The sequence below is a fragment of the Streptomyces liliiviolaceus genome, from assembly GCF_018070025.1.
Classification (GTDB): Bacteria; Actinomycetota; Actinomycetes; order Streptomycetales; family Streptomycetaceae; genus Streptomyces; species Streptomyces liliiviolaceus.
This window is the reverse complement of sequence record NZ_JAGPYQ010000001.1, coordinates 5557825-5580551: the sequence shown is the minus strand read 5'-3', so window position 1 is coordinate 5580551 and position 22727 is coordinate 5557825. Positions and strand designations below refer to the sequence as shown.

The following is a 22727-nucleotide window of genomic DNA, read 5'->3' as shown; positions in this document are numbered from 1 at the left end:
ACGGCATCAAGGTCAACTGGCGTCTTCAGTTCTTCGCCGCTGCCGCTGCCGCCCGGTAGGGACGGAAGAACGCGCGCAGTTCCTCCGCGTACAGCTCGGGCTCCTCGAACGGTGCGAAGTGGCCGCCGCGCGCGGGCTCGGTCACGTACACGGCGTTCGTCGTGCGCTCCAGCCACGCCCTCGGCGGGCGGACGATGTCGCCCTGGAAGAGCGAGAAGCCGGACGGCACCTCGACCCGGCGGGTGAGTTGCTCGGGCGGGAGCGCGCCGTTGGCGTGGTACATGCGCATCGAGGAGCCGATCGTCCCCGTCAGCCAGTACAGGGTGACGTTCGTGAGGATCTCGTCCTTCGTGAAGCTCCGTTCGAGGTCGCCGCCGCAGTCGCTCCACGCCCGCAGCTTCTCGACGATCCACGCGGCGAGCCCGGCCGGTGAGTCGTTGAGCCCGGTGGCGGCGGTCTGGGGCCTCGTGCGGTGCATGGCTCCGTAGGCGCCCTCGCTCGCGCCCCAGGCCGCGGCGTTCGCGAACCAGGCGCGCTCCTCGGGCGTGAGCTCGGCCGGGTCGCCGGTGAAGACGGGCAGCCCGCCGTCCATGCGGTGGACGGCCACGACCCGGTCGGGGTGGTCGAGCGCGAGATAGCGGCTCACATGGCTGCCGATGTCCCCGCCGGCCGCGCCGAACCGCGCGTAGCCGAGGACGTCCATGAGTTCGGCCCACAGCCCGGCCACGCCGATGGAATCGAGCGGCGGGCCGGTGGGGCGGTCCGAGTATCCGTACCCCGGCATGTCCGGCACGACCACGTCGAACGCGTCCGCGGGGTCGGCGCCGTGCGCGCCGGGATCGGTCAGCAGCGGGACGACCTTCGAGTAGCGCCAGAACGAGTCCGGCCAGCCGTGGCTGAGCACCAGCGGCAGCACGGGGCCGGTCGGCGCGACGGCCCGGGCGTGCACGAAGTGGATGCTCAGGCCGCCGAGGCTGACGCGGAAGCGGGGCAGCCGGGCGAGCGCGGCCTCCTGCGCGGGCCAGTCGAATGTGTCCGTCCAGTAGGCGACGAGTTCACGGAGGTAGTCGACATCGGTCCCGAGCGACCAGCCGGCGTCCTCGGGGGCGTCCGGCCAGCGTGTCGCGCGCAGCCGCGTACGGAGGTCTTCGAGCGCGGCGGGCCCGGTGTACGGGGTGAACGGCTCCGGCCGAGGCGATGCGTCCGACATGGCACGCATGCTATCCGGGGGCCGCCGGGCACCCACGCGCGGCGGACCGCGGGCTCCGGCCCGCCGCGCGTGGGCCGGAGCGCCTGCTCAGGCGTTCACGGCCTGTTCGATGGTGGGGTGGCAGCTGATCAACGTGTCCATCCCGACGATCTGCAGGATGCGCAGCACGGACTCCTGAGCACCGGCGATGCGCAGCCAGCCCTCGGTGCCGCTCACGGCCTGGTACGCGCCGATGAAGACGCTGATCCCGCTGGAGTCCATGAAGGTCACCCCGCTGAGGTCGACCACCGTGCGCGGATGGGTCGCGCCGGCGGGTGCCAGCAGGGCCTTGCCGAGCATGTCCTTGACGGTGTGGTCGATCTCGCCCCGCACGGTCACGACACGGACGCCGTCGATCGCGGAGTGCTCGACGGAGAGCCGGCCTGGCTGGTCCACACTCTGAATGTTGGTCACCGTCTCCTCGACTGCGGTCGTGTGCCCCGACGTGCCCCGGGCAGGTGCCCGGCCATTGTGCCCGAACGCTCCCCTTCCCGCACCCACACAGCTGTGCCGGAGAGCACATTTGTACGATGCATGAATGACGGGACCACGGGTAGCGGAGCGCCTGTGAACGGAGAATGAGGGCGATGTCGGTGGGATCCCACGACGAGGGTGACGGCTGTACCGGGTCGGACAGACAGATGATGCAGACCGGCTACGCCATAGGCGGGGACGACGGATGCATCGCCGATGCCCGTCATCACGCCGCGGCCTTCCTCGAACGGGTCCGCGCCGGGCAGCACGCGTCCGTGTCCGCCCGTGTGCTGGATCTGACCCAGCTGGTGGTCAGCGAGCTCGTCACCAACGCCTGCAAGTACGCCCCCGGCCCCGTCCTGATGGAGCTTCGCGTCACCCCCGAGACCGTGGACGTCGTCGTGTGGGACAGCGACCCGACGGTTCCCGAGGCGCATGCCACCGACGCGGGCAGGATCGGCCAGCACGGCCTGGAGATCGTCAAGGCCGTGGCGCAGGACCTGCAGATCCACCGGGAGCCGGTCGGGAAACGGATAACGGCCCGCATCGCCCTGTCCGACCCGCGACCGTGACCGTGCCCCGACCCGCGACCGTTCCCGATCCGTGACCGTGCCCCGACCCATGACCGTGCCCCCGGCCGTGGCCGTCCATGTCGCCGCACCTCGCTAAGGTCGGAGCGTGATCGCTACCTCCGCCCGGCTGCTGCGGCTGGTGTCCCTGCTGTCGAGCAGGCCCACCTGGTCGAACGCGGAACTGGCACGGCAACTGGACGTCACCGAGCGCACCGTGCGCCGGGACATCGACCGGCTGCGTGAGCTCGGATACGGCGTCGAGTCGATCCCGGGGCCGGGCGGCGGCTACCGCTTCGGCGCCGGCAACCGTATGCCTCCGCTGAACCTCGACGACGACGAGGTCTTCGCCGTGGCCGTGGCCCTCCGGGAGGCCGCCCACGGCGCGGCGCTCGGCGCCGACCCGGCAGCGCTGTCGGCCCTGCTGAAACTGCGGCAGATCCTGCCCGCCCGGATGGCGAAGCGCCTGGCCGCACTGGACGCCACCGTCGAGCACACCCCGCGCTGCGAGCCGCCCCAGGCGTCGGCGGACGTGCTGTTGCTGCTGGCCTCCGTGTGCCGGGCGTCCGAGCGCACCACTCTCACGTACCGCGACATGCACGGCACGACCACCGTCCGGAGCGTCGATCCGTACCGTCTGGTCCACACCGGCGTGCACTGGTACTTCGTGGCCCGTGACGTCGACCGGGAGGCCTGGCGGACGTTCCGTGTCGACAGAGTGGTCGATGTGGCGTCCACGGGTGAGGTGGTCGGGCTGCCCGACGCCCCGGACGCGGCGCAGCTGGTCTCCGACACCATCACCCGTACCGGCTATCCCTTCTTCGCCCGGGTCCGGCTCCCGCTGTCCTACGACGACGCCCGTCGGCTGGTGGCCCCCATCGTCGCCACCCACGAGGCCGACGGACCGGACGCGACGGTCATCACCATCGGCGGCTCCGACCCCGACCAGCTTGCCGGCTACCTCCTGAGCCTGCGCACACCGCTGGAGATCCTGTCGCCGGAGCCCGTGCGCGAGGCACTGGTCGCCCGGCTCGACGCCATGTACCGCGGCAACCAGGCTTCTCGGCCTCGTTCGGAGGAGCGGGAGTGACGCCGAGAGGGGATCGGGCGGCGTCCGGCGCGAGACCAGGACCGTAGCTGTCCTCATCTGCTCCTAGCCTGGACCGGCAGCTCTCCACCACTGCGCTGCCCCGCCCGCCAGCCCGACAGAGGGACCGCCATGCCGTTCGCCGACGAACTCATCGGCCGCCACACCGTTCAGAGCCTCACCCTCGCCCTTGAGATCGCCGCCCCGCACGCCGAACTGACGGCACTGCGCGCGGCGCCCGCGCTGATCGACCCGTTGTCCCTGCGGGAGCGCGCCGATCTGCTGCGCGACGCCCTGCTCGCGGACCTCCCGGGCGACTACGCCGCGCTGGCCCGCACCGTACGCAGGGCCCGCGACGAGGCGCCGCAGTTCACCGGTTGGCTGATCTGGCCGGTCACCAGCGCTCTGGCCACCCGCGCCGTCCAGGAGGGCGGAGCGGCGGCCTTCGACGACGCGATGGACCTCCTCGCGAGTCTCACCGGGCGGCTCTCCGCGGAGTTCGCCATCAGGACCCTGCTGCGGCACGATCTCGACCGGGCCCTCGGCATCGTCGTGGGCGACTGGACTGCGTCACCCGACGCCGACGTACGCAGACTGGCCTCCGAGGGCACCCGCCCCTACCTTCCCTGGGCGGTACGCGTCCCGGACATCATGGCCCGCCCCGCGGTGACCGTGCCCGTCCTGGACGCCCTCTACCGCGACGAGAGCGACTACGTACGCCGCTCGGTCGCCAACCACCTCAACGACCTCAGCCGCGACCATCCCGAGGCCGTCGTCGACACCGCCCGCCGCTGGCTGGCGAGCCCCGACGCCACCACCGAGCGCCTGGTGCGCCACGGGCTGCGCACGCTGGTCAAGCGAGGCCACCCCGGCGCCCTGGAACTCCTCGGTTTCCCTCCCGCGACCCTGGAGGTCGAGGGACCCCGACTGGACCGCGCCACCGTCCCGTTCGGCGGCACGGTCCGCTTCACCGCCTCGATCCGCAACACCGGTGACGCCGAGGCACGGCTGACGATCGACTACGTCGTGCACCACCGGAAGGCCAACGGCGGCCAGACCGGCAAGACCTTCAAGCTCACCACCCGCACCCTCGCACCGGACGAACGGATCGACATCGCACGGGAGCATTCGTTCCGGCCGATCACCACCCGCCGCTACCACCCGGGGGCGCACGCGATCGCCCTGCAGATCAACGGAGTGGCGACGCCCCGCGCCGATTTCGAACTGGCCGCCCCGGACACGCCCTGAACGTTCCGCCGCGTCTCGCCGTCGGGTGCCGTCAGACGTAACCGGGCTCGCCGGACGCCGACCGGGCCGGCGGCGGCAGCGGCGCGTGCCGAGGGCAGGCCTCGAACGCCTGGATCACGAATCCCGCGAACCGCCGCGAGGCCATGACCTGGGCGGCGGTCGAGGTGGAGTGGATGCCCTTGTTGGCCATGAGCATGAGGATCAGGTCGTCCAGGACGAAGTCGGGACGCAGGCGTCCGGCCTCCTTGGCGCGCTGGGCCAGTCCGGCGACCGCTCTCACCGTGTACTCACGGCCCGCGTCCACGTCCGTCGCGCCGGGGAACGTGGACATGAAGGCCTCGGTGAAGCCGCGGTCGCGTGCGTGCAGTTCGCAGATCCTCTCGATGACCTGGCAGAAGCCCCGCCAGGGATCGGGGTCGGCGCACCCCTCGTCGACGATGTCACGGCACGCGCGCAGCTGGTCCGCGAAGACCGCGGTGACCAGTGCCTGCTTGGTCGGGAAGCGGCGGTACAGGGTGGCGGGACCGACCGCGGCCCGCCGTGCGATCTCCCGCATCGGTACGTCCAGGCCCTCGGCCGCGAACAGTCTCCTGGCCGCGTCGAGGATGCGGTCGCGGTTGTCCAGGGCGTCGGAACGCAGGGTGTGAGGCAAATGATCGGTCACCGCTCTCACTTTACCTAAGTGGACGGGGGCGTCCGTTAGCGTCCGGAGAGGAAGCAGCCGCCCAGGTCATCGGGGTGCGGCACACCGATCCGAGCACGTGGAGACGACATTGAAGGCGATCGAGATCCGTACGTACGGAGGCCCCGAAGGGCTGGCCGTGGTCGAGCGGCCGGCACCCGTACCGGCCGCCGGGGAAGTGGTGATCGCCGCACAGGCGGTGGGCGTCGGCGGTGTCGACACCGTGATCCGCAGCGGCGCTCTGGCCGCCTACGGTTTCAAGGAGGGGCATGTCCCCGGCAGCGAGGTGGCGGGCACGGTCAGCGCGGTGGGCGACGGCGTCGACACCTCATGGATCGGCCGACGGGTGTGGGGGTTCACCGGCACGGGTGGCGGTTACGTCGAACAGGCCGCCGTCCCGGTGCGGGAGATCCTACCCCTGCCCGACGACCTGTCCGCCGCCGACGCGGTGACGCTCGGCAGCTCCGGAGTCGTCGCCCACTACGCGCTGGCGCATGCCCGGTTCGCCCCCGGGGAGGCGGTCCTGGTGCGCGGCGCGGCGGGCAGCATCGGCGTCATGACCGTCCAGCTGGCGGCCAGGGGCGGTGCCGCCGCGGTGGCGGTCACCACGTCGTCGGCCGAACGCGGCGCGCGGCTGCGCCAGTTGGGCGCGACCCACGTGCTGGACCGCTCCGGCGAGGGCGGCCAGGACGCTCCGGCGGGCTACGACGTCATCATCGACATCATCGCCGGTGACGACCTGCCGTCGTTCTTCGACAGACTCAACCCCAACGGCCGCATGGTCGTCGTCGGCGTCGTGGCGGGCCGGCCACCGGCGGACTTCGGTACGAAGATGCTGGCCGCGTTCCGTAAGTCGCTGTCCTTCGCCACCTTCAGCGCGGACACGGTCACCGCGGCCGACCGGCATGCCGTGCGGGGCGAACAGTTCGCCGCCGCGGGCCGCGGCGATCTGGCGGCGGTCGTCCACGAACTGCTGCCGCTGGACCAGGCCGTACTGGCCCACCGGAAGATGGACGACGGCGAGGTCTTCGGCCGGATCGTGCTGACTCCGTAGCCCTCTACCCAGTCCGGTGCGGGGGGACCGCGTCAGCTCGAAAAGCGCGTCGCGATCCGGGAGATGTTCGAGGTGTGACTGTGCGCCCTCATCAGCTCCTCGGCCCGCTCCCCGTTGCCGGCGGCGATGGCCTCGTAGATGATCCGGTGCTGTCTGTACCGCTCGTCGACCACCTTCGCGTGTACGCCGCGCACCTCCGACAGGATGCTGTTCCGGCGCTCCTCCGAACCGAAGGCGTCGACGGTACGCAGCATCTGGATCAGGGTAGCGTTGCCGCTGGCCTGGTCCACGACCATGTGGAAGTGGCGCATGAGTGCCTGCATTTCGAGCACCAGGTCCCGCTCCGCGTCGGTGCCGGGGTCCGCGTCGCGCAGTTCGCCCCGCAGGGCGTCCGCCTTGTCCAGGCAGTCGGACATCTCACGGCGCTGGGCCGCCGTCGACTTCTCCGCGGCCAAGCGGGCGGCGAGGGCCCGGAGCACGTCCTCCATCATGGTGAACTCGCGCAGTTCCTCCTTGCCGAACTGCGCGATACGGACCGATCTGGGGCCCGTCCGCTCCACCAGCCGGTCCTGCTCCAGGCGTCGCAGCGCCTCACGGACGGGGGTCGCGCTGATGCTGAGCGACTCCGCGAGGCCCCGCTCCGTGACCTTCTCCCCGCGCTTGAGGGTTCCGGTGACGATGGCCTCGCGGATGGCGGCGTACGCCTGATCGCCGAGGGTGACCGGGGACGGAAGCTGGGGGAGCAGAGCCATGTGGAACATGGTATTTGCTACAGCATCATTGTCAATCAAGCCAGCCGGACAGGAGAGCCGATCGCGGCGAAGGCCGTCAAGAAACCGTCAAGTCCGGCGTGGGGCGGCCGTCAAGTCCGCCGAGCAGCATCGGTGCCTCAACCACCTAACCCCTGGGGGATGCAGGCATGGCAGCACTTCTGTACCGGCTGGGCGCACTCGGCGCCCGACGGTGGCGAACGATGTTGGTCGGATGGCTCCTGGCGCTCGGCGCGTTGACCGGTCTCGGCTTCTCGTTCGCCGGCTCCTTCGAGGACAGCGGTTCCATCCCCGGGTCACCGGCGCAGACGGCGCTGACCAAGATGGACCGTCACTTCCCCTCCCCGGACGTCCAGTCCGCGGACATCGTGTTCCAGGCCCCGCCCGGCCGCAAGGTGACCGACCCCGAGCTGCGCGAGGCACTGGCGTCGGGCATCGCCGCGATGGGCGACGTGCACGGCGTGGCCGAGGTCGGTGACCCGGTCGAGGAAGACACCGTCTCCGAGGACGGCCGCACGGCGGTCGCGCAGGTCGCCTTCACGACGAAGAAGGACGAGGACGTGCCCGCGGGCACGCTCGACGGGGTGAAGGAGGCGGGGGAGCAGGCCCGGCAGGCAGGCCTGAAAACGGTCTACGGCGGTGACGCCTACGCGCCCTCGACCTCGCCCTTCGGACCTCCCGAGCTGGTCGGGCTCGGCGTGGCCCTGGTCATCCTCGTCATCACCTTCGGTTCGCTGCTCGCCGCCGGACTGCCGCTGATCACCGCCGTCCTCGGTGTCGTCGGCACCATGGCGGCCATGATGGGCGCGGCCACGGTGCTCGGAGTGAGCGACAGCGCGCCCACCCTGGCGATGATGCTGGGGCTCGCCGTGGGCATCGACTACGCCCTGTTCATCGTCTCGCGCCACCGGTCCCAGCTCGCCGCCGGAACGCCCGTCGTGGAGTCCGTCGCCAGGGCCAACGCGACCGCGGGCAGCGCGGTCGTCTTCGCCGGTGCCACCGTGGTCATCGCGCTCGCCGGACTCTCGGTGGCGGGTGTCCCGATGCTGACCTCCATGGGACTCGTGTCCGCGGGAGCCGTGGCCGTCGCCGTCGTGCTGGCGCTCGGACTGCTGCCCGCACTGCTGGGCATGTGCGGCCGCAGGCTCACCCCCAGGGCCGGCACCCCCAGGGCCGGCACCCGCTGGCGCCGGCGAGCGGCCCGCACGCCGGGCAGGCCCTCCATGGGCGTGCGCTGGACCGAAGGCGTACTGCGCCGCCCGGTGCGCACCCTGATCCTCGGAACCGTCGCCCTCGTCGCCCTCGCCCTCCCGGCCCTTCAGCTCAAGCTCGCCCTGACCGACGAAGGCAACAGCCCCACCACGACATCGAGCCGTCAGGCCTACGACCTGGTCGGTGACGCCTTCGGCCCCGGGGCGAACGGCCCGCTCGTCATCCTCGTCGAGGACGACGACCCGACCGCCGTCGCCGCGACGGCCACCGCCGTCGAGGACAGGCTGCGGGACGTCAGGGGCATCGCGGACGTCAGCGGCGTCGACCTGGCCGAGGACGAGTCGGCCGCACGCATCCGGATCGTCCCCGACACCGGACCGCGTACCCAGGAGACCAGCGACCTGGTCGCCCGTCTGCGCACCGAGATGAAGCCCCTCGCCGAGTCCGGGGGCAGCTATGTCGCCGTCACAGGCCTGACCGCTGTCAGCATCGACGTCTCCGACAAACTCAGCGGCGCGCTGGTCCCCTTCGCGGTCGTCGTGGTCGGCCTCTCCCTGCTCCTCCTGATGATCGCCTTCAGGTCCGTCGCCATCCCCGTGAAGGCCACCGTCGGATTCCTGCTGTCCGTCGGAGCCGCGTTCGGGGCCACCGTCGCGGTCTTCCAGTGGGGCTGGCTGGCCGGTCTGCTGGGGGTGGCGAGCACGGGGCCGGTGGCCGGCTTCATGCCCATCATCGTCATGGCCGTGCTCTTCGGACTCGCCATGGACTACGAGGTGTTCCTGGTGTCCGCCATGCGGGAGGACTACGTCCGCCACCGTGACGCCCGCGCGGCCGTCCTCACCGGAGCCCGCAACGCCGCCCGCGTGGTCACCTCCGCCGCCCTCATCATGATCTCGGTGTTCGTCGGTTTTCTGTTCTCGCACGACGCGGATATCATGCCGATCGCTTTCGCCCTGGCCTTCGGAGTCCTGGTGGACGCCTTCCTGGTCCGTATGACACTCGTGCCCGCGGTACTGGCTCTCCTCGGGGACCGGGCCTGGTGGCTGCCCCGGCGCGTCGACCGCTTCCTGCCCCGGCTCGACGTGGAGGGCGAGAACTTCCACGCACCCGACGCCGCGCCCCCGGCCGCCGACAAGCAGTCCGCTCCCGTGAGCATCTGACCGGCCCGTGTCGGTGGACCCCGGACCTGTGCCGACGGCCTTCGGGCAGCCCGCCCCGCCCGTACAAGGAGCACGTATGAACGCCGTCGACACACCCGGCACCACCGACCGGGTGCTCGTCATCGATGACGACCCGGGGATCAGACGCCTGCTGATCTCGGCCCTCGGATTCGCCGGATTCGAGGTGGACGTGGCGGGCGACCTGACCGAGGCGCTCGAACAGGTCGCCCGCAGGCCCCCCGACGTCATCGTGCTCGACGTCATGCTCCCCGGCGCCGACGGCTTCGAGATCCTGCAGTTGCTGCGCGACCGCGGTATCGACGTGCCGGTCCTCTTCCTCACCGCACGCGACGCGATCGAGGACCGGGTACGGGGGCTGCGGCTCGGCGGGGACGACTACGTCACCAAGCCCTTCAGCGTCGTCGAGGTCGGCGCCCGACTGCAGGCACTGCTCCGGCGGGCCCGCAGCGGGGCGCCGGCCGCGCCCGAGGAGCCGGCGCTGTCCCTCGCGGACCTCGCGATGGACGACCCCCGCCACGAGGTCCGCCGCGCGGGGCGGCTCCTGGAACTCTCACCCACCGAGTACCGCCTGCTGCACTACCTCCTGAGCCACCAGGGCCAGGTACTGTCCCGAGCCCAGATCCTCGAAGCGGTCTGGCAGTACGACTTCGGCGGCGACACCGTCGTCGTCGAGCGCTTCGTCTCCAACCTCCGCCGCAAGATCGACCACGGCCATCCGCCCCTGCTGCACACCGTCCGGGGCGTCGGCTACACCCTCCGGGAGCAGGCCCGCACATGAGACTCCGCGACCGCCGCATCTGGTCCTTCTCCAGTGTCCGTCTGCGTCTGCTGACCGGCCTGGCCGTTCTGCTCGTGTTCGGACTGACGGCCAGCGCCGTCATCACCGGCCTCCTCCTGGAGGACTACCTGGACAGGCGCTCCGAGAGAACCCTCGAAACGTACGCCGACCGGATCACCGAGGTCGTCGGACGCGGCCCGCAGACCGCCGACGCCGACCAGCTCGGCACACTCCTGGGGCCGCCGCTGGGCCTCGTCGCCGTGGACGCCGACAACAAGGTGCTGCTGAGCACCGGTTCCGCGTCGTCGGCGGCCCGCCCGGTCGCCGAGCTCAGCGCGACCGCCCCGGCCGGCACGATCCTCGACTACGACGGGCACGACGAGCAGCACGGCCTCGCGGCGATCCGTATCCCCAGCCCCGGGCTCACCGTCGACCGCGGACCCGGCGAAGCCGACGTACGGCCGGCGGCGCTCGTCCTCACCGTCGACTCCTCGGTCGGCGACGGAACCGTCGGCGCACTCGTCAAACGCCAACTGGTCCTGGTCGGATCCGCGTTGCTGCTCCTGCTGGGCCTCGCCGTCATCGTCCTGCGGCTGGGTCTGCGGCCTCTGGCCCGGATGGCCCGTACCGCCGACGCCATCGCCGAGGGACACCTCACGGAACGGCTGCCCGCCACCCGCAACGGCAGCGAGGCCGACCGGCTCGCCGAAGCGGTCAACCGGGCCTTCGACGCCCAGGCCCGCGCGGAGGCGACCGTGCGTTCCCTGGCGGCCGACACCTCCCACGAACTGCGCACCCCGCTCTCCACCATCTCGGGCTGGCTCGACCTGCACCGCCAGGGCGGTGTCTCCGGACCGGGCCTGGAGACAGCGCTCGAACACATCGAGAACGAGGTGGGACGGATGCGCCTGCTCGTCGAGGACCTCGCCCTGCTCGCACGCCTGGACGCCGGCCGTCCCGTCGAGCGGCACGACGTCGACCTCACGGCGCTGGCCGCCAGCGTCGTCGAGGACGCCCAGATCATCTATCCCCTGCGCGGTATCACCATGGCCACCGCGCCCAGGGCGCCCGTCGTCGGTGAGGCCGACCGTCTCCAGCAGGTCCTGCGCAACCTCGTCGGCAACGCCGTCCAGCACACGCCCGCCCAGACCTCCGTACGGGTCGAGATCAGCCAGGACCGGGGGGACGTACAGCTGCGCGTCGTCGATGACGGTCCCGGTATCCCCGCCCAGGACCTGCCCCGCGTCTTCGAGCGCTTCTGGCGTGCCGAGGCCAGCCGCAGCCGCGCCTACGGCGGTTCGGGCCTGGGCCTGGCGATCGTGGAGGCCATCGTGCACGCGCACCAGGGCCAGGTACGGGTGCAGTCCGAGGTGGGAGTCGGCACCACCGTCACCATCCGGCTCCCGCGCGCTCCTCACGGCGCAACTGGTTGACAATCATGCTGTAGCAAATACCATCTCTTTCGTGGGGCGAGTCAGCTCCGCGGGGCGATCGGCGGCCCCGCCCGGCCCATCGCCGTGCACGCCGCCCCGGTTGGCGCGCTGACCCCCTCGAACACCGAGTCCCGCACCCGCAGTCCGCATCCCGAACCATGTCTACCGGGCCGCGCCTTCCGCGCGCCCCGTCCAGAAATCTCCCCGTCCATCTACGGCATTAGTGCTATAGCAAATAGTGGAGGATCAATGATGATCTCGCTCCCCAGGGCCAGGGTCTGTGCCCTGGCAGCCGCCTGCATGGTCGTACTGGCCGCGTGCGGAGGCTCCACGGGTACGGACGGGTCGGCGAAGCCGACGTCCTCGGTCGACGTGGGCAAGGCGGCCCCCGTCACCCCACTCGACGCGGCCACGGTGGACAGGGCCAGGAAACAGGGATCGGTCCTCCTCTACACGAACGCGGACGCCGACCAGATGACACCGCTCACCAAGGCCTTCGAGGCGAAGTACGCCGGCATCAAGGTGCGCGTCCTCAACATGAACGACCCGCAGACCTTCCAGCGCTACGCCACCGAATCCGCCACCGGTGTACGCACCGCGGACGTCGTGATGGCCACGGACGCGGTGGAGGTACTGAACTTCGTCAGCAAGGGCGATGTCCTCGACTACAAGGACCCCAACCTCAAGCACCTTCCCGCGTACGCACAACTCGCCCCGGGTGTGGTCTCCATGTCGGAGGACCCGCTCGTCGCCGTGTACAACACCGCGCTCATCCCCAAGGACAAGCAGCCCAAGGACCTCGCATCCCTTGCCGCACTGTCCAAGTCCCTCAAAGGGAAGATCGGGACCACCGACATCAGCAACCCCCATTCCTTCGGCGCCGTCAGCAATTACACCGCCGCGCACGGGGACAAGGGGTGGAAGAACATCGAAGCACTGGGCCCGAACACCGGCGTCGAGTCGGGCAACGGGAACCTCATGCAGAAACTGGCCCAAGGGCAGTACCAGGCCACCTATTTCGTGGCCGGATCGGTCCGCGCGCTGATCGAGGGGGAGGAGGCGTCGAAGATCCTCAACTACACGTATCTGACGGACGGAACGCCACTTCTTCCGAGGGCCGTCGCCGTCACCAAGAAAGCGAAGTCACCCGACGCGGGAAAGCTCTTCGTGAACTTCCTGCTGTCGGTCGAAGGACAGGAAGCCGCCTGCAAGGGCGGATTCACCCCGTACCGCGACGGAGTGGAATGCGCCTACGGTCTGCCGGCCGTGGAAAAGGTCGTCGGCGCCGACAACATGATGCTCGGCGGCTATCCCAAGGACATCGTCAAGAACAAGCCGGAGATCGTCGACCGCTGGAAGAAGGCGTACGGCCGATGAGCACCGCCCAACTCCGGCCGCCACCGGCCCGTAGCCCCTCACCACCGCCGAAAGGACACCGTCGGCGCTGGATCTCGACCAACGCGAGTCACTACATCCTCTGGGCGCTCGCCCTGCTGGTCATCGTCGGTTCCGTCGTCCCGGTCGTGGCCGCCGCGGTGTGGTCGACCCCGCTCTACGAAGCGGGCGGCCATCCGACGTGGGACAACTTCGACGCGCTGCTCACCGACCGCACCTGGTGGACCGCGGTCACCAATTCGGTCCTGTTCGCCGCCCTCAACACCGTCGGATCCATCGTCGTCGGCGTGACGTGCGCGCTGTTCCTCACCCGCACCGACGTTCCCGGACGCCGCGTACTGACGACCTTCCTGCTCGTCCCGATCGCGCTGCCCGGACTCGTCCTCATCATCGGCTGGGCGGCCATGTGGACCCCGGCGGGATTCGCGTCCTCCTGGCTGGAGGCGAACACGGTCCTGAGCATGCCGGTGAATCTCTACAGCATTCCCGGCATGGCCATGGTTGCGATGAGCGTGGCCTCACCCACCGTCTTCCTGCTGTGCCGCGGCACGCTGCTGTCGATCGACCCGTCCCTGGAGGACGCCGCCCGCACGTCGGGCGCGAGCCCGCTGCGCAGCCTGCTCTCCGTGAGCCTGCCGCTGATGCGTCCGGCGATCACGAATGCGGCACTCCTGGTCTTCGCCCTCTCGATGGAAGTACTGGGGCTGCCGCTGATTCTGGGATTCTCCAGCAAGATCAGTCTGATCTCCACATATCTCTACGACCATTGGGTGAACGACTCCCAACAGGGCCTGGTGTCCGCCGGTGCGGTGTTCCTGCTCATCACGGTCTCCGCGCTTCTCGTCCTGCGGAACCGGCTCGTGGGTGACACCGCGCGCTTCACCACGACCACGGGAAAACCCACCGGCGTCCGCGTACTGAAACTGGGCCCCGCGCGCTGGTTCACGGCGGCCGCGATCGCCTTCTTCCTTCTCGTGTTCGTGGTCGTACCGCTGGCCGGAGTCGTGCTGGCGGCATTCACCTCCATCCTGTCGCCCTTCATCTCCCCGTGGAGCGTGCTGACCCTCAGCAACTTCTCCGCCGTGTTCGAGAATCCGCTCTACACCGACTCGATCGTCAACAGCCTTCTCATCGCGGCGGTCGGCGGGGCACTGACGACTCTTGCCATCGCCGTTCTCTCGGTGATCGCACACCGTTCCCGATTCCGATTCCGCGGATCCCTGCAACAGGGCATGCTCTGGCCGCGCATGATGCCGGCGCTCGTCACCGGTATGGCGTTCTTCTGGAGTTTCGCCCTCCTCGACAGGTCCGGGGCAATACGCGCCAGCCTGTGGGGAATCGGCATCGCGTTCGCCGTCAGAAGCCTCGCTCTCGGCTACAGCGCCTTCTATCCGGCGCTCGCCGGAATCGGCGCCGACCTCGACAACGCCGCCCGTACCTCGGGTGCCACGTGGTGGACGGCGATGCGCACCGTCGTCCTCAGACTCGTCGCACCCGCCATGGGTGCCTCATTCGTGCTGCTTTTCGTGGCCATGCTCAACGACGCCGAACCGGCGGTGTTCCTCGTCACCGACGAGACCCCCGTACTCGGCCTCACCATGCTGCAACTCGCGGCAACAAGCATCGGCGGGACCGTCGCCGCGTTGGGAGTAATCCAGATGGTCATCACCTTGGTCGTCCTGGGCGCCGGGCGCGCCCTGCTGGGGGTGCGTCCTCGTGCCTAGTCTCCAACTGAACGCGATCACCAAGCAGTTCGAGGGGCACACCGCTCTGCACGAGGTGTCCCTCACCGTCCGGGACGGCGAGATCTTCACCCTGCTCGGCCCCAGTGGCTGCGGAAAGTCCACCACCCTGTGGTCGATCGCGGGCCTCCACCGGCCCGACTCGGGCAGCATCGCCTTCGGCGACCGGGTCGTCTTCGACCACGGACGCGTCGACGTCGAACCGGAGCACCGCAATTGCGGTGTCGTGTTCCAGTCCTACGCCATCTGGCCGCACATGTCGGTCGCGGCGAACGTGGGGTACCCCCTCAAGCTCCGCAAGACCCCCCGGGCGGAACGCGACCGCAGGGTGCGGGAAGTCCTCGAACTCGTCGAACTGGGCCGCCACGCGGGCCGCTACCCCCACGAGCTGTCCGGCGGCCAGCAGCAGCGGGTCGCACTGGCCCGCGCTCTCGCCCACCCACCCGACCTGCTGCTCCTGGACGAGCCCTTCTCCAACCTGGACGCCAAACTCCGCGACCGGTCCAGGCAGTGGCTCAAGACCCTCCAGTCACAGGTCGGTGTCACCACGGTCTTCGTGACCCACGACCAGGACGAGGCCCTGTCCGTCAGCGACCGCGTCGCCGTCATGGACCAGGGGAAGGTACGCCAGGTCGGCACCCCCACCGAGATCTACGAGCACCCCGCCGACCTGTTCGTCGCCGACTTCGTCGGAACCGCCAACCTCCTGGCCGCCATGGTCGTCGAGGCGGACGGCACCCATGCGGTGATCCGCGTCGACGGCGTCGGCGAACCGCTGAAGGTGCCGCACACGGACAGGCGCCTGGGGCCGGTACGGATCTGTATCCGCCCCGAGAACATCGAGATCCAGCGCGGCGGCGGCGACGCGAGCCGACCCCTCGACACGCTGACGGCGAAGGTCGACAACCAGGCCTACCTCGGCGACCACTACCGGTACACCATCCGCATCGGCGGCACCCCGGTGATCGTGACCACCACGCGCCCGGCGACCACCGGTGAACTCACCGTCAGCCTTCCGCCGGAAGACATCCGCATCTTCCACGAGGAAGCCGACTCCAACGAGGAGAACCACCATGCCCCCGTCCACTGACTCCGCCGCGCAGGTCGGCATCCTGACGCCGTCCGGCATGCTCGGTGCCGGCTTCACCCCGGAGAGCATCGAGCGCGGCCTGACCCTCGGCCCGGACGTCATCGCGGTCGACGGCGGCTCCACCGACTCCGGACCCCACTACCTCGGCGCCGGTGTCGCGAAGACCACCGCCGCCGCGGTGGGCCGCGATCTGCGCATCCTCCTCAAGGCCGCCGCCACCGCGGACATCCCCCTCATCGTGGGCTCCTGCGGCACCAGCGGCACCGACTCCGGCGTCGACTGGGTCGCCGGGATAGCGGAACAGATCATGGCCGAGGAAGGCCTCGATCTGAAGATCGCCCGGATCTACAGCGAGCAGGAAGCCACGTTCCTCAAGGACGAACTCGACGCGGGACGGATCCACCCCCTGGCCCCGCACGGCCCCCTGGAGCCGGAGACCCTGGAGAGCTGCACCCACATCGTCGGCATGATGGGCCACGAACCCTTCGTCGACGCCCTCCGCGCGGGCGCCCAGGTCGTCCTGGCGGGACGGGCCACCGACACCGCCCTCGCCGCCGCCGTCCCCCTGATGCTCGGCATGCCGGCCGGACCCACCTGGCACGCCTCCAAGATCGTCGAATGCGGCGGACAGTGCACCACGGACCCGCGCGCCGGAGGCGTCTTCGCCACCATCGACCAGCGGGGATTCACCATCGAGCCCCTCGACCCGGCCAACGCCTGCACGCCGATCTCGGTCGCCGCACACATGCTGTACGAGACCGCCAACCCGTACCGGATGCGGGAACCGGCGGGCACGCTGGACGTCTCCGACGCCACCTACACGGCACTGGACGAGCGCCGCGTACGCGTCGAGGGCTCCCGCTTCGAGCCCGCCGAGCAGCACACCGTCAAACTCGAAGGAGCCAGGGTCACCGGCTACGAGACGGTCTCGTTCACCGGCATCCGGGACCCGTACATCGTCGCCAACATCGACCGCTGGGCGGCGCTCCTGCGCGCCATCCTCACCGAGCGCGTCAGCCAGACCCTCGGACTGACCGACGACGACTACGGCCTGGACATCCGTCTCTACGGCCACAACGCCATCCTCGAAGACATCGACCCCGACTCCGGCCCGCCCCGCGAGGTCGGCGTCATGCTCCTCGTCAACGCGCCCTCGCAGGCCACCGCGACAGCGATCGCCAAGGTCGCCAACCCCCTCATGCTGCACCTCCCGCTGCCGGAGATGGAGTACCTGCCCAGCTTCGCCTTCGCCACCTCACCGGCGGAGACCCAGCGCGGGGCGGCCTACGAGTTCGTCCTGAACCACGTCGTCGACGTCGACTCGCCCACCGGCCTGTTCCGTACCCAGCACTCCCGTGAGGTCTCCCATGTCTGAGCACACCACCCGCCGGCCCGTGCTCGGCGACTACGCGACCGAGATCCGCTCCAAGAACGCCGGACCCTTCTGGGTCACCATGGAGACGTTCATGAAGGACAGCGACGGTTACGCCGTCGCGGCCGACGAGTCCTTCCTCAACGAGGCGGTCGTCGCCGACCTGTACCGGGTCGACGCCGAGCAGGTCCAGATCTTCCGCATCCCGGCGCTGAACGTCGTGAAGATCTCCTTCCCGCGCCCCGTCACCCAGGCCGGCCTCCGGGACCGGGACATCCACGCCGGCCAGCACCACGTCCCGCTGGCCGCCTTGAAGGTGCCCGACCGGCTGAGCCGGCAGGATCTGACCCCGATCCCGGAGGAGGACCTGATCTTCCGGCTCCCTCCCGTGTTCACCGACGCCGCCGCCGAGCGACGCCATCGCAAGGAACGCCTCGCGGGCGCCCTGCGCCTCTTCGGCCGGTTCGGCTTCGAGGAAGGCGTCGCCGGACACATCACCGCACGCGACCCGGAGTTCCCCGACCACTTCTGGGTCAACCCCTTCGGCATGTCCTTCAAGCACGTGAAGGTCAGCGACCTGCTGCTCGTCAACCACCAGGGCGATGTCGTCCAGGGACGCCACCGGGTGAACCGGGCCGCCTTCGCCATCCACGCGGCCGTCCACGCGGCACGGCCCGACGCGATCGGCGCCGCCCACAGTCACTCGGTGTACGGCAAGGCGCTGTCGGCGACGGGCCAGCGGCTCGAACCCCTCACCCAGGACGCCTGTGCCTTCTACGAGGACCACGGCTGCTACGAGAACTACTCGGGCGTGGCCGACGACCCCGCGGAGGGCCGGCGTATCGCCGAGGCTCTGGGCGGACACAAGGCGGTCATCCTGCGCAACCACGGCCTGCTCACCGCGGCCGGCTCGGTCGACGCCGCCGCGTACTGGTTCATCACGATGGAACGCTCGGCCCAGGCCCAACTCGCCGCGAAGGCAGCGGGATCCACGATCCAGATCCCCCACGAGGAGGCCAAGCACACCTACGGACAGGTGGGCTTCGACCTGGCGGGCTGGTTCCAGTTCCAGCCCCTCTTCGACCAGATCACCCGCACGGACCCGGACCTCTTCGACTAGGGGTAGGGCCCGCCCGCTGCCATGCCGTCACCGCAGCCCTGTCGATCCGTCAGTTGACGGTGAAGCGGGCCCGTCCCTCCAGTGCCGCCACGAGTTCGGCGGCGCCCGCCAGGCCCGCCGCACGGCGGGCCTGTGCGGTCTGGCCCGCGAGGTGGGAGTAGACGGTGATGCCGTCGACGCCTCGCAACGGGCTGTCCGCCGGGAGGGGTTCCCGCGTCACCACGTCGAGTGCCGCACCCGCGATGCCGCCCGTCCGGACCGCGTCGGCGAGCGCCCGCTCGTCGACGACGGCCCCGCGGGCGGTGTTGATCAGCACGGCCGTCGTCTTCATCCGCGCGAAGGCGGAGGCGTCGAACAGGCCCCGGGTGCTGTCGGTCAGCGCGGTGTGGATCGACACGTAGTCGGAGACGGCCAGCAGTTCGGCGAAGGGAACGAACCGCACCCCGAGGTCGCCGCGCGCGCCCTCGGGGACGCCGGTGGTGCACACCACGTCCATCCCGAACGCCCTGGCCAGTGGTACGACGGCCCGAGCGGCCGCGCCGAAGCCGACGAGGCCGAGTGTCGCCCCGCGCAGCTCGTGACCGTCCTCGCGCGGCCACCCTCCGGCCAGCACACCGGTCGCGCTGTGGACCAGCCGGCGCGCGGCGGCGAGCAGCAGGCCCAGCGTGTACTCGGCCACGGCGTTCGCGTTGATCCCGGGCAGGTTGCTCACGCCGACACCGAGCCGGCGCGCGGCCTCGATGTCGATGGAGTCGTACCCGACGCCGGTACGCACCACCACCCGCAGTCGCGGAGCACGCGCAAGCACCCCGGCGGTCAAGGGTTCGTTCGCGACGAGTGCCGCGTCGATCCCGGCGAGCGCGGACACGAGGTCCTCCGGATCGCGGCGTCCGACCATCGGGACGTGGTGCGTCTCAAGTCCGGCCGCCCGGAGGTAGTCGTCCACCTCGTCGCCGGGACGCAGATAGTCAGTGGTGATCAGGACGCGTGGCACGCTGCGCCTCCTCCTCCATCTTCGCGCGGCCGGCTCCGCCGCCGATCCGGCGTGCGACGGCCGAGCCGAGCGCCGTCGTCGTCCCGTTCCCGCCGAGGTCCGGCGTGACGACGTCCGGCTGCCCCTCCAGGACCGACTCGACGGCGGCGACGATGTCCGCGGCGGCCGCGGCCTCGCCCAGATGCTCCAGCATCATCGCGCCGCTCCAGATCTGCCCGACCGGGTTGGCGATACCGAGCCCCGCGATGTCGGGGGCCGACCCGTGCACGGGCTCGAAGAGGCTCGGGTGGGTCCGCTCCGGGTTGATGTTCGCACTCGGCGCTATCCCGATCGTGCCGGTACAGGCCGGGCCGAGGTCGGAGAGGATGTCACCGAACAGGTTGCTCGCGACGACGACGTCGTACTGCTCGGGTCGCAGGACGAACTTGGCCGCGAGGATGTCGATGTGGTCCTTGTCGGCGGACACGCGCGGATAGCGCAGTGCCATCTCGCTCGCCCGCTCGTCCCAGTACGGCATGGAGATCGAGATCCCGTTGCTCTTCGTCGCCCAGGTCAGCTGCCTGCGCGGCCGGGAGTCGGCGAGCTCGAAGGCGTACCGCAGCACGCGGTCGACACCGACGCGGGTCATCACGGTCTCCTGAAGTACGGTCTCGCGCTCGGTGCCCTCGAAGATCCGCCCGCCGATGCTGGAGTACTCGCCCTCGGTGTTCTCGCGCACCACGTAGAAGTCGATGTCTCCCGGACCGTGGTCGCGCAGCGGACCGCGCACGCCCCGCAGCAGTCGCACCGGCCGCAGATTGACGTACTGGTCGAACCCGCGGCGCAGTTTCAGCAGGCTTCCCCACAGCGACACATGGTCGGGGACGACCTCGGGCCAGCCGACCGCGCCGAAGAAGATCGCGTCGAAGCCGCCCAGCACGCTGTGCCAGTCCTTCGGCATCATCTCCCCGTGGCGCGTCCAGTAGTCGGCGCTGGCGAAGTCGAACTCCTCCACGTCGAGGACGAAGCCGTACGCGTCGGCCGCGGCGCGCAGGCACCGCAGTCCTTCGGGAACGACTTCCCGGCCTATGCCGTCGCCGGGCACGGCGGCGATGCGGTAACGCTGTGGCACGACGGATGCTCCTTGCTCGATACGTGTACGGCTCTTCACTGTGGGCTCCGGCGGGGCCTGTCACAATGGGTGATGAGGCAACCTAGGCTTTCCACAGCGGAAAACCTGCCCGGATCGGGAGACCACATGAAGTTGTCCGTCGACGACCTGAAGTTCTTCCAGGTCGTGGCAGCCAGCGAGACGCTCACGGCGGCGGCGCGCAGGCTCGGCTGGTCCCTTCCGGTGGTCAGCAAGCGGCTCAGCGCACTGGAGAGCCGGCTCGACGTGCGGCTCGTCCAGCGGGGCACCCGCCGACTGGTGCTGACCTCGGAGGGCGCCCTGTACGCGAGCGGGCTCGACTCGATCCTCGACCGGCTGCGCGAGCTGGAGGACCTGGTGACCGAACGGTCGGGGGAACTGCGCGGCGCCCTGGTCGTCCAGGCGACCCTGGGCCTCGGGCGAGCGCATGTCGCCCCGCTGCTCGCGGAGTTCGCGGCGGCGCACCCCCAGCTCCAGGTGCAGCTGAACACGTCGGCGCTGCCCCTGCGCCCGCATCGGCGGACCTTCGACGTGGCCGTTCACGTGGGAAGTCCGCCGGACTCCTCGCTGCGGATGCGCCGGCTCGCGGAGAATCGCCGGGTGCCGTGCGCGTCGCCCGCGTACCTGGCACGCCATGGCGCGCCCACCTGTGTGGAGGATCTGGCGCGGCACGACTGCATCGTGCTGCGCGAGAACGAGGGTGACTACGCGCTCTGGCGGTTCGGCGATGTCAGCGATCCGCGTCATGTGCGGGTGCGGGGTCCGCTGCAGAGCAACGACGGGGACATCGTGACCGGTTGGGCCCTGGAGGGCCGAGGCGTGATCATGCGCTCGGAGTGGCAGGTCCGGCCCCACATCGAGCGCGGTGACCTGGTGCGTGTCCTGCCGCACATCCCGACGCCCGCGGCCGACATCTATGCACTGCTCGAAGACGACGGGCATGTTCCCCGGCGGGTGACCGAGCTGATCGAGCACCTGGCGGCTCGGCTGCCGGGACGACTGGCACGGTCCGCCTGACACTACTGTTTCTCACAGGGAAAGGCTGAGTTGCCCACGGTCGCATATTTCTCGGTCGGCGCCGTGCCGGGGCGGTCGGCCGTACGGATGCCTAGCCGTGCCCGGCCAGGACGTCCTCGGTCACGTCGGGGAGAGGCCGCCCCGTGCCCAGGGCCGTGGAGCGCAGCCGTGCCAGCGCCTCGGTGGGAGAGATGCCCAGCCGCTCCGCCATCACGCCGGTCGCCACATGGGTGCGCTGCCAGTGGACGTCCAGCACGGGGGTGATCCTCGCGGTGAGCAGGATGAGTGCCGCGGCTCGTACGGCCAACCTGGCGGCCGCTTCCGCCTCGACGCCCAGCGGACCGGCCTCGAAGCGCAGCATGTCCGCCGTCCCCAGATGCGCGTGGCCCTCCACCAGCGGAAACGCATAGATGGCGCCCACCGTGGACAGGCGCTCCCGGGCCAGCGGGCCGAACAGGGGCCACGGGGTCACGGAACCCTGGAGGTCCTCGACCATGAGCGGCCGGCCGATCGCCGCGGCCGACACACATGGTCCTTCGCCCACCTCGAACTGCAACTCCTCCAGGCGCTGGGCCGCCGCGTTGGTGGCGTACAGCATCCGCCGGTGCGGCGTCTCGGTCCACAGGGCCAGGGTGACGGCGTCCACCGGCAGTGCCTCGCACAGGGCCTCGGCCACCCGCTGGGGCATTCCGCGCTCGTGGTCGGGCCCGGTGGCCGCCCGGACCACCGCTTCAGCGGGCCACGGGTCGGTAACCATGTCGGCCTCACTCTCCACGCGTTTCCCCGGAGCCCCCGCCGGAACGGGGTGCCCTCCGGGTTTCCGTCCAGGAGGCTTCCAAACGGGAGGCGGCCTCCGCCCGGTCCGCGGTCACCCCGAGTCATGTCACCGGCCCTGCTTCCGATCATCGCCGCTCCTCCTCTAGGCTCGATCCAGACGCGGTCGGGGTCTCGACCGCACCGCAGGCTCCCGGCCCCCGAGCCCTGACCGACTGCCAAGGCCGGCCGGAGCCGCATCGCCGACATCGTCCGTGGTTCCGGCCCTGCCCTCCTGGCGCGTCGGCGAGGCAACTCCCGCCGTCTCGCCCGGCTGCCAGGAGGGCAACTCGCACGGTGGCCGAGCCGCCGGTCTTC

20 protein-coding genes and 1 pseudogene are annotated in these 22727 nt (G+C 70.4%); 14 read left to right on the top strand and 7 right to left on the bottom strand.

Going from position 1 to position 22727, the window contains the following annotated elements; genetic code table 11:
- Positions 1-25: 25 nt before the first annotated feature.
- Both J8N05_RS24275 and J8N05_RS24270 read right to left on the bottom strand, forming a co-directional pair.
- Positions 26-1210 carry an epoxide hydrolase family protein gene (locus J8N05_RS24275; protein WP_210885914.1) on the bottom strand — a complete coding sequence of 395 codons (1185 nt, stop codon included), beginning with the start codon at positions 1208-1210 and terminating at the stop codon, positions 26-28.
- A gap of 87 nt (positions 1211-1297) precedes the next feature.
- A complete protein-coding gene (locus J8N05_RS24270; RefSeq protein ID WP_210885912.1) occupies positions 1298-1663 on the bottom strand; it encodes an STAS domain-containing protein in 366 nt (121 codons plus the stop codon).
- A 173-nt stretch (positions 1664-1836) separates the two neighbouring features.
- Between J8N05_RS24270 and J8N05_RS24265 the strand changes: the two genes are divergently transcribed.
- The 3 genes from J8N05_RS24265 (at position 1837) to J8N05_RS24255 (ending at position 4627) form a co-directional block, all read left to right on the top strand.
- Entirely contained in the window at positions 1837-2295 is a 459-nt protein-coding gene (locus J8N05_RS24265) for an ATP-binding protein (protein ID WP_247706453.1), read from the top strand.
- 106 nt (positions 2296-2401) lie between these two features.
- The gene (locus tag J8N05_RS24260; RefSeq protein WP_210885909.1) at positions 2402-3382 is read left to right on the top strand and encodes a helix-turn-helix transcriptional regulator; all 981 of its coding nucleotides are present in this window, start codon (positions 2402-2404) and stop codon (positions 3380-3382) included.
- Between the two features lie 129 nt (positions 3383-3511).
- Positions 3512-4627: a DNA alkylation repair protein gene (locus J8N05_RS24255; RefSeq protein WP_210885907.1), complete on the top strand. Its 1116-nt coding sequence runs from the start codon at positions 3512-3514 to the stop codon at positions 4625-4627.
- Positions 4628-4658: 31 nt separating this feature from the next.
- On the opposite strand, the gene J8N05_RS24250 is transcribed toward J8N05_RS24255, so the two are convergent.
- Positions 4659-5291, bottom strand: a complete 633-nt coding sequence (locus J8N05_RS24250) for a TetR/AcrR family transcriptional regulator (protein ID WP_210885905.1) — start codon at positions 5289-5291, stop codon at positions 4659-4661.
- 109 nt (positions 5292-5400) lie between these two features.
- Between J8N05_RS24250 and J8N05_RS24245 the strand changes: the two genes are divergently transcribed.
- Complete coding sequence (locus J8N05_RS24245) at positions 5401-6363, top strand: zinc-binding dehydrogenase (RefSeq protein WP_210890350.1); 963 nt, start codon at positions 5401-5403, stop codon at positions 6361-6363.
- Between the two features lie 32 nt (positions 6364-6395).
- On the opposite strand, the gene J8N05_RS24240 is transcribed toward J8N05_RS24245, so the two are convergent.
- Complete coding sequence (locus J8N05_RS24240; RefSeq protein WP_210885903.1) at positions 6396-7115, bottom strand: GntR family transcriptional regulator; 720 nt, start codon at positions 7113-7115, stop codon at positions 6396-6398.
- A gap of 167 nt (positions 7116-7282) precedes the next feature.
- Between J8N05_RS24240 and J8N05_RS24235 the strand changes: the two genes are divergently transcribed.
- From J8N05_RS24235 to J8N05_RS24200, 9 genes and pseudogenes are all read left to right on the top strand, one after another.
- Positions 7283-9505: an MMPL family transporter gene (locus J8N05_RS24235; protein ID WP_247706452.1), complete on the top strand. Its 2223-nt coding sequence runs from the start codon at positions 7283-7285 to the stop codon at positions 9503-9505.
- Between the two features lie 76 nt (positions 9506-9581).
- A complete protein-coding gene (locus tag J8N05_RS24230) occupies positions 9582-10304 on the top strand; it encodes a response regulator transcription factor (protein ID WP_210885902.1) in 723 nt (240 codons plus the stop codon).
- Entirely contained in the window at positions 10301-11737 is a 1437-nt protein-coding gene (locus J8N05_RS24225) for a sensor histidine kinase (RefSeq protein WP_210885901.1), read from the top strand. The genes J8N05_RS24230 and J8N05_RS24225 overlap by 4 nt, the downstream gene beginning before the upstream one ends.
- Positions 11738-11986: 249 nt before the next feature.
- Complete coding sequence (locus J8N05_RS24220; RefSeq protein ID WP_210885899.1) at positions 11987-13114, top strand: ABC transporter substrate-binding protein; 1128 nt, start codon at positions 11987-11989, stop codon at positions 13112-13114.
- Positions 13111-14856 (top strand): ABC transporter permease, encoded by a 1746-nt coding sequence (locus tag J8N05_RS24215; protein ID WP_210885897.1) that lies wholly within the window; start codon positions 13111-13113, stop codon positions 14854-14856. Before J8N05_RS24220 ends, J8N05_RS24215 begins: the two co-directional genes overlap by 4 nt.
- On the top strand, positions 14849-15964 hold the full coding sequence (locus tag J8N05_RS24210) for an ABC transporter ATP-binding protein (protein WP_210885895.1): 1116 nt from the start codon (positions 14849-14851) through the stop codon (positions 15962-15964). Before J8N05_RS24215 ends, J8N05_RS24210 begins: the two co-directional genes overlap by 8 nt.
- Positions 15948-17339, top strand: a complete 1392-nt coding sequence (locus J8N05_RS24205; RefSeq protein ID WP_210885893.1) for an acyclic terpene utilization AtuA family protein — start codon at positions 15948-15950, stop codon at positions 17337-17339. The genes J8N05_RS24210 and J8N05_RS24205 overlap by 17 nt, the downstream gene beginning before the upstream one ends.
- Positions 17332-17637, top strand: a pseudogene (locus tag J8N05_RS47985) (DUF4387 domain-containing protein); the annotation flags it as partial. The gene J8N05_RS24205 and the pseudogene J8N05_RS47985, both read left to right, overlap by 8 nt.
- A 27-nt stretch (positions 17638-17664) precedes the next feature.
- Positions 17665-18456 carry a class II aldolase/adducin family protein gene (locus J8N05_RS24200; protein ID WP_282108193.1) on the top strand — a complete coding sequence of 264 codons (792 nt, stop codon included), beginning with the start codon at positions 17665-17667 and terminating at the stop codon, positions 18454-18456.
- A gap of 49 nt (positions 18457-18505) precedes the next feature.
- Here the strand turns inward: J8N05_RS24200 and J8N05_RS24195 are convergent, their stop codons facing one another.
- Together J8N05_RS24195 and J8N05_RS24190 are read right to left on the bottom strand one after the other, a co-directional pair.
- Entirely contained in the window at positions 18506-19450 is a 945-nt protein-coding gene (locus J8N05_RS24195) for an NAD(P)-dependent oxidoreductase (protein WP_210885890.1), read from the bottom strand.
- On the bottom strand, positions 19425-20561 hold the full coding sequence (locus J8N05_RS24190; protein WP_210885888.1) for a tartrate dehydrogenase: 1137 nt from the start codon (positions 20559-20561) through the stop codon (positions 19425-19427). Before J8N05_RS24190 ends, J8N05_RS24195 begins: the two co-directional genes overlap by 26 nt.
- Positions 20562-20687: 126 nt before the next feature.
- Here J8N05_RS24190 and J8N05_RS24185 point away from each other — a divergent pair, with 126 nt between their 5' ends.
- The gene (locus J8N05_RS24185; protein WP_210885886.1) at positions 20688-21596 is read left to right on the top strand and encodes a LysR family transcriptional regulator; all 909 of its coding nucleotides are present in this window, start codon (positions 20688-20690) and stop codon (positions 21594-21596) included.
- Positions 21597-21687: 91 nt separating this feature from the next.
- On the opposite strand, the gene J8N05_RS24180 is transcribed toward J8N05_RS24185, so the two are convergent.
- Positions 21688-22353, bottom strand: coding sequence for a GAF and ANTAR domain-containing protein (locus tag J8N05_RS24180; protein WP_210885884.1), 666 nt, complete (start codon positions 22351-22353; stop codon positions 21688-21690).
- Positions 22354-22727 lie beyond the last annotated feature (374 nt).